The sequence below is a fragment of the Neorhizobium sp. BETTINA12A genome (assembly GCF_023006485.1).
Taxonomy (GTDB): Bacteria; Pseudomonadota; Alphaproteobacteria; order Rhizobiales; family Rhizobiaceae; genus Neorhizobium.
Genome location: NZ_JALBGW010000223.1, coordinates 1 through 6,356 on the forward strand (window position 1 = coordinate 1; position 6,356 = coordinate 6,356).

The 6,356-nt window shown below is 61.9% G+C and carries 7 protein-coding genes; 3 read left to right on the plus strand and 4 right to left on the minus strand.

Features of this window, described 5'->3' with window-relative positions; genetic code table 11:
- The 4 genes from MOV61_RS27580 to MOV61_RS27595 all read right to left on the minus strand — a co-directional run.
- Nucleotides 1-822 (minus strand): ABC transporter ATP-binding protein (locus MOV61_RS27580; protein ID WP_247138869.1); only part of this gene is annotated, 822 nt, incomplete at its 3' end.
- A complete protein-coding gene (locus MOV61_RS27585; RefSeq protein WP_247138870.1) occupies nucleotides 819-1,694 on the minus strand; it encodes an ABC transporter permease in 876 nt (291 codons plus the stop codon). The genes MOV61_RS27585 and MOV61_RS27580, both read right to left, overlap by 4 nt.
- Complete coding sequence (locus tag MOV61_RS27590; RefSeq protein WP_038543760.1) at nucleotides 1,694-2,665, minus strand: ABC transporter permease; 972 nt, start codon at nucleotides 2,663-2,665, stop codon at nucleotides 1,694-1,696. Before MOV61_RS27590 ends, MOV61_RS27585 begins: the two co-directional genes overlap by 1 nt.
- Before the next feature lie 72 nt (nucleotides 2,666-2,737).
- Entirely contained in the window at nucleotides 2,738-3,439 is a 702-nt protein-coding gene (locus MOV61_RS27595; RefSeq protein ID WP_038543758.1) for a creatininase family protein, read from the minus strand.
- Nucleotides 3,440-3,647: 208 nt separating this feature from the next.
- Between MOV61_RS27595 and MOV61_RS27600 the strand changes: the two genes are divergently transcribed.
- The 3 genes from MOV61_RS27600 to MOV61_RS27610 all read left to right on the plus strand — a co-directional run.
- Nucleotides 3,648-4,202 carry a MarR family winged helix-turn-helix transcriptional regulator gene (locus tag MOV61_RS27600; protein ID WP_247138871.1) on the plus strand — a complete coding sequence of 185 codons (555 nt, stop codon included), beginning with the start codon at nucleotides 3,648-3,650 and terminating at the stop codon, nucleotides 4,200-4,202.
- Complete coding sequence (locus MOV61_RS27605) at nucleotides 4,199-5,791, plus strand: ABC transporter substrate-binding protein (protein WP_247138872.1); 1,593 nt, start codon at nucleotides 4,199-4,201, stop codon at nucleotides 5,789-5,791. The genes MOV61_RS27600 and MOV61_RS27605 overlap by 4 nt, the downstream gene beginning before the upstream one ends.
- Nucleotides 5,792-5,878: 87 nt before the next feature.
- Nucleotides 5,879-6,356 (plus strand): isoaspartyl peptidase/L-asparaginase (locus tag MOV61_RS27610; protein WP_247138873.1); only part of this gene is annotated, 478 nt, incomplete at its 3' end.

Here is a 6,356-nt window from a genome sequence, read left to right on the forward strand (position 1 = left end):
CAGCAGCAACTGGCCGGGCTTGGCGCGCGACGGCAGCGCGTCGAGCAGCGCCTTGGTGTAGTCGTGCTGCGGGCGGGTGAGCACGCCGAGCGCCGGGCCGATTTCGACGATATTACCGAACCTCATCACCGCGACGCGGTCGGCGATCGACGAGACGATCGCGAGATCATGGCTGATCCAGATCAGCGCGGTGCCGAGTTCGGCCACCAATTCCTTCATCTCGGTAAGGATTTCCGCCTGGATCGACACGTCGAGCGCCGTCGTCGGTTCGTCGCAAATGATGAGTTTCGGCCGGTGCAGCAGCGCGATGGCGATCGCCACGCGCTGGCGCATGCCTCCGGAAAACTGATGCGGGAAAAAATCCACCTTGCGTTCCGGCTCGCTGATGCGGACCTGGGCGAGCGCCTTGATCGCTCTTTCCCGCGCATCCGATGCGCTGATGTTTTCATGCGCTTCGAGCGCCAGCTTGATCTGGGTGCCGATGCTCAGGACAGGGTTGAGGGTCATCATCGGGTCCTGGAAGACCATCGAAATGGTCTTGCCGCGGATGGCGCGCAGTTCGTGGGCGGGCAGGCCGATGAGTTCGCGGCCTTCGAGCTTGATCGAACCCTCGACGATGCGGCCGGGTTCGTCGATCAGGCCGATGATCGAGAAGCCGGTGATCGACTTGCCGGAACCGGATTCGCCGACCAAGCCGAGCACTTCGCCTGGCGCCAGCGAAAAAGACACGCCGTCGACCGCCTTGATTTCACCGCGGCCGCTCGGAAACCAGGTCCTGAGGTTGGTGACTTCGAGAAGCGGAGCACGCGTCGTTTCGGTCATCGGCGGAGCCTCGGATTGAGCTGGTCGCGGATCTGGTCGCCGACAAGATTGAGCGAAACGATGAACAGGATCAGCGCCACGCCGGGATAGATCGAGATCCAGTAGCGGCCGGAGAGCAGGTACTGGAAGCCGTTGGCGATCAGCATGCCGAGCGACGGTTCGGTCGGCGGGAGGCCGACGCCGAGGAAGGAGAGGGTGGCTTCCAGCGAAATGGCACTCGCCACCTGCACTGTGGCTACGACGATCAGCGGCGGCAGCGAGTTCGGCAGGATGTGCTTGACGACGACACGCCAGGGCGACAGCGGGATTGAGAGCGCCGCCTCGACATAATCCTTCTGCCGCTCGGCCGATGCCGCACCATGGGCGGTGCGGGCGAAATAGGCGTACTGCGCAAAGATCAGCGCCATGATCAGCTGATAGCGGCCCTGGCCGAGAAGGGCTGCGATGACGAAGGCGAGCAGGATTGCCGGGAAGGAAAGCTGCAGGTCGATGATGCGCATCGCGAGGCTTTCGAAACGTCCGCCGATATAGGCAGCCGAGCAGCCGACCACCGCGCCGATGACGAAGGCGATACCGCCAGCGATCACGCCCATCTGCAAAGATATGCGCAGGCCATAGATGATCGCAGACAGGAGGTCGCGGCCTTGCGAGTCCGTGCCGAGCCAATGGGTGTAACCGCCAGTACCGACATAACCCGGCGCACGCCGTGCATCGCGCAGCACGAGGCTGGTCAGGTCATAGGGGTCCTGCGGGGTGACCAGCGGCGCGACGATCGCGGTCAGGACGATCAGCAGGACGACGATCGCGGCGCCCGTCGCGACTTTGTTGCGGAAGAATTCCTCGAGGAAACGGCCAAGCAGAGTATCGCGCATCAGGCACGTCCCTTTCGCAGGCGCGGATCGAGCAGCGCGTAGGTCAAATCGACGATCAGGTTGATGACGATGAATAGGAAGGCGACGAGCATTAGGTAGGCGACCATGACCGGCCGGTCGAGCGAGGTGATGCTGTCGATGATCAGCTTGCCGAGGCCGGGCCAGGAAAAGATGGTTTCGGTGACGACCGCAAAGGCGAGCGTCGAGCCGAGCTCCAGGCCGAAGACGGTGACGAGCGGAATGGAGATCAGCCGCAGCACATGCCGGCTCAGCACCGTGAACTCGGACAGGCCGGCGGCGCGGGCAAATTTCACCGTGTCGCTCTGCATCAGTTCACGGGTGCCGGCGCGGGCAAGCCGGATCATCAAGGAGAACTTGAAGAGCGCCAGGTTCAGCGCCGGCAGCACGAGATGCGAAAGCCCGTCGCCGGTGAGGAAGCTGAAATCGACGCCGAAGAGGCTGACCGTCTCGCCGCGTCCGCCAGCCGGCATGCAGCCGCATTGAACGGCAAACACCATGATCAGCATCAGGCCGAACCAGAAGGTCGGTACCGAGAAGCCGAGGATCGAGATCGCCATGATGGCGCGGGAAATCAGGCTATGCGGGCGGTAGCCAGCATACATGCCGATCGGGATGCCGACGAGGCTGGCAAATAGAACGGCTGCCAGCGTCAGTTCCAGCGTCGCCGGCAGGCGGGTGAGGATGAGCTGGCTGACCGGCATGCTGTAGACGAGCGAGCGGCCGAAATCGCCTTCGATCAGCCTGCCGAGAAAGGCGAAATATTGACGCCAGAGTGGCTGGTCCAGTCCGTATTGGGCGATCACCGCGGCGCGAATATCCTGCGTCGCATCCGGAGAGATCAGCACGTCGATGGGATTGCCGACGGCATAGACGCCGCAGAAGACCAGCGCCGACATCGCGATGACCACGATCGCCGCCTGCCACAGGCGCTGCAAGATGAAACCTAACATATGTTCCCCGTCTTATCCCTCTGTCCCGTCTTCTGCGGGTTTCGTGGAGCCAAGCGCCGAAGGGCCTGGCCGTCAGTGCCAGTCGTTTTCGAGAAGTTCGCGGGTTTCCGCGACGGCCACGTCCCAGATCGCCAGCATGTCCTCGTCGGGACGCTGGTAGAGGCCGTGATAGTTGCCGTCGCCGAGGAGTGCGCGCTTGCGGGCCGCGTCGACGCGGGCGAGGCCGGCGAAATCCACCTTCGGTTTGGCGTTGGTCGGCTGACGCTGGTCGGTGGTGCGCGTCCAGGGGAAGTTTTCCATCCAGGAGGCGTGCGAGGCGGCGGGATCGGTTTCCTGCACCTTTGCCCAGGTTTTGGGCGCCCGCCACCAGTCATGGAATTTCACAGAGGCATCAGGATGCGCATTCAGCCATTCGGAGATGACGGCTGTCACTGGGGTATTGCCGCCATGGCCATTGACGATCAGGATGCGGCGGAAGCCGGAGCGATGGATGCTGTCCATCAGGTCGCGGATCACGCCGATATAAGTGGAGAGCGTCAGCGTCAGCGTGCCGGGAAAGGTCGCAAACGACGAGGCGAGGCCATAGGGCACGACAGGGAAAACCGGGATGCCGAGCGGCTCGGCCGCATCGAGCGAGATTTTTTCGGCAAGGATCATGTCGGTCGCGAGGCTGAGATAGGCGTGCTGCTCGACGCTGCCGATCGGAAGTATGCAGCGGTCATCCTCGACCGTCCGTTCCTCCACCTGCATCCAGTTCATGTCCGCGATCTTCATAAATTTCCACCTGCATCCCTACTGCGCAAAATTTGACCAAGATCTCACGCTTGCGCACAAAAAATGTGCCTTGACAGGCGCTGCGCCGATCAAGTGCAAAGTTCCATACGGAACTAAAAAAAGAGATTGACAGCCAAATAAGCTATCGTCAAGTTCCATACGGAACAAAATCCAGGTAGGATTTCTGCGGGAGCTGACGGCGTTGCAATTGGAAATCTCATCCTTCGATGCGCTCCTCAAGCAGGGCGGCAAGGCGGCCGCCGGCAATCACGGCGTCGATGATCTGGTGTCCGTGAAGCTATGGCAGAACCCCTGCTGGCTTTCCTTTCGCATCAATTTCCTGGCGCTGCTGTTCAACGAGCCGATCTATCGCTGGATCGAAAAAGAGTACGGGCTCGCCCGGCCGGAATTCGTTGTTCTCTATTCGCTCGGCCTTTCCGACGGACTGACGGCAAGCGCCATCAGCAGCTCCTCCGGTTTCCCCAAGAATACGATGAGCCGGGCGATCCAGAAGCTCGTCGACAAGAACATCATCCGGCGCGAGGTCGATGCGGCGGATCTTCGAAGCTTCGTCCTTTACATCACCGACGAAGGAAAGCGCATTGTCGACGAAACCATGCAGCCGATGGTGGAGCGCGAAAAGGTCATGCTGTCGGGGCTGACGCCTGCCGAAAAGCTGATGCTCTCCGAACTGCTGGCGAAAGTCGTCGTGGACTCACCCAACTGGCCCCCAATGATAAATATAGAGGAGAACGAACAATGACGATTTTGAAGACATTCCGCACGGCGGCTCTCGCCGCCGTATTGCTCGGCGGCGTTTCGGGTGCGGCACTTGCCGCCGACCTGACGATCGGTGTTCGCGCCGGCCCATTGTCAGTCGACCCGCATTTCACTGCCGCCGGCACCCACGCCGAGGCGGTCAAGCATATCTACGACTCGCTGGTGAAATCCGGCAACAACCTCGAGCTCGAGCCGGGCCTTGCAACCAGCTGGACGGCCATCGACAGCACGACCTGGGAATTCAAGCTTCGCCCGGGCGTCAAATTCCATGACGGCTCCGACTTCACGGCCGAGGACGTGAAGTTCTCGATCGAGCGTATTCCGGCCGTCACCGGCCCGAACCCGACCACCATCTATGTCCGCCGCGTGCGGGGCATCGAGATCGTCGATCCGCTGACGATCCGTATCAAGACCGACGGCCCCGCGCCGAACTTGCCGAACGATTTCATCCGCCTGTTCATCGTATCGCATACGGCTGCCAAGGACTTTTCCGCCAACGCCGACAAGGCTTCGGAAGGCTTCAATTCCGGCAAGGCGGCGATTGGGACCGGCCCCTACAAGTTCGTCTCCTGGACGCCGAAAGAACAGCTCGTCCTGCAGAAGTTCGACGGCTACTGGGGCGAGAAGGAACCCTGGGACAAGGTCACCCGCAAGGAGATCCCGAACGATGCGGCCCGCGTTGCGCAGCTGAAAGCCGGCCAGGTCGATCTGATCTCGCGCATCCCTGCCTCCGACGTCCCGACACTGGAGAAGGACACCAAACTCACCGTCGTGCGCCAGAACAGCGTCTACCTCTTCAATATCGCCTTCGACTTCCGTGAGAAGCCGCCGCAGGTGAGCGCCAAGGACGGCTCGCCGCTGCCGAAGAACCCCTTCCTCGATCCCAAGGTGCGCGAAGCCTTCGATCTGGCGATCGACCGCGAAACGATCACCGAGATCGCCATGGAAGGCATGGGCACCGTTCAGTCGCAGCTCGTGACGCCCAACATTTTCGGCTGGAACCCGGCCGTCAAATCCACCAAGGCCGACCCGGCAAAGGCCAAGAAGCTGCTCGCCGAAGCGGGATATCCTAATGGCTTCAAGGTGACTTTCTCCTTCACCAACGACCGCCTGCCGGGCGACAAGGATGTGGGCACGACGATCGCCCAGATGCTGACCGCGGTCGGCATCCAGGTGGAAGCGAACTCTCAGCCGGGTGCCGTGTTCTTCCCGGCCAACACGCGCGGCGACTACTCGATGACCATGTCGGGCTGGGGCACGCTGACGGGTGAATCGAACTACACGCTGTCGTCGCTTGCCCATAGCAACGACCCGAATACAAAGCTCGGTGCCTTCAATCTGCGCGGTTATGCCAACAAGACGATGGACAAGCTGATCGAAGACGCCGCCGTCGAGATGGACCCAAAGAAGCGTGAAAAGTTCCTGATGGATGCCAATGCCCTAGTATCGACCGATCGGCCCTACCTGGCTATCGCTTCGACCGTCTCGGCCTGGGGCATGAAGAAGGGCATTACCATCGTTCCCCGTTCCGACGAGGACACGCTGGCAATGAACATCCGCCCGGCGAAATAAGCCATCCCAACCTGCGAGCTACCGGCCGGGCCTCTCGCCCGGCCGTTTTTCTGAAAAGCCTTCAAGTTCAGACGGGGAGAAGGATCGATGGGAAAGATTGCGCTGGCGATCCACGGCGGCTGCGGCGTCATGGCGAAGCTCGACCTGAGCGACGAGGAATGGGCGGCGGCCCGCGTCGATCTCGGACGAGCGCTGAAAGCCGGCTGGGCAATCCTGACCGCAGGTGGCGCGGCGCTCGACGCGGTGCAGGCGGCTGTGGTTGTCATGGAAGATTCGCCGCATTTCAACGCCGGTTATGGCGCGGCCCTCAACACCAACGGCAAGCATGAACTCGACGCTTCGATCATGGATGGCCGCACGCTCGAGGCCGGCGCGGTGACGCTGGTGCGACGCATCCGCAATCCGATCAAGGCGGCCCGCAAGATCATGGAAAAGGGCGATGCGATCCTGCTCGGCGGCGAAGCGGCCGACGATTTCGCCCGCGAGGCGGGGCTCGATATGGTCGAGCCGGACTATTTCACCACCGAGCGCCGCGTCAAGGCGCTGGCGGCGATGAAGGTGCATG

Coding starts and splice junctions, on each gene's coding strand:
- MOV61_RS27605 (WP_247138872.1), top strand. CDS start 4,199: ATGACGATTTTGAAGACATTCCGCACGGCGGCTCTCGCCGCCGTATTG.
- MOV61_RS27585 (WP_247138870.1), bottom strand. CDS start 1,694: ATGCGCGATACTCTGCTTGGCCGTTTCCTCGAGGAATTCTTCCGCAAC.
- MOV61_RS27590 (WP_038543760.1), bottom strand. CDS start 2,665: ATGTTAGGTTTCATCTTGCAGCGCCTGTGGCAGGCGGCGATCGTGGTC.
- MOV61_RS27595 (WP_038543758.1), bottom strand. CDS start 3,439: ATGAAGATCGCGGACATGAACTGGATGCAGGTGGAGGAACGGACGGTC.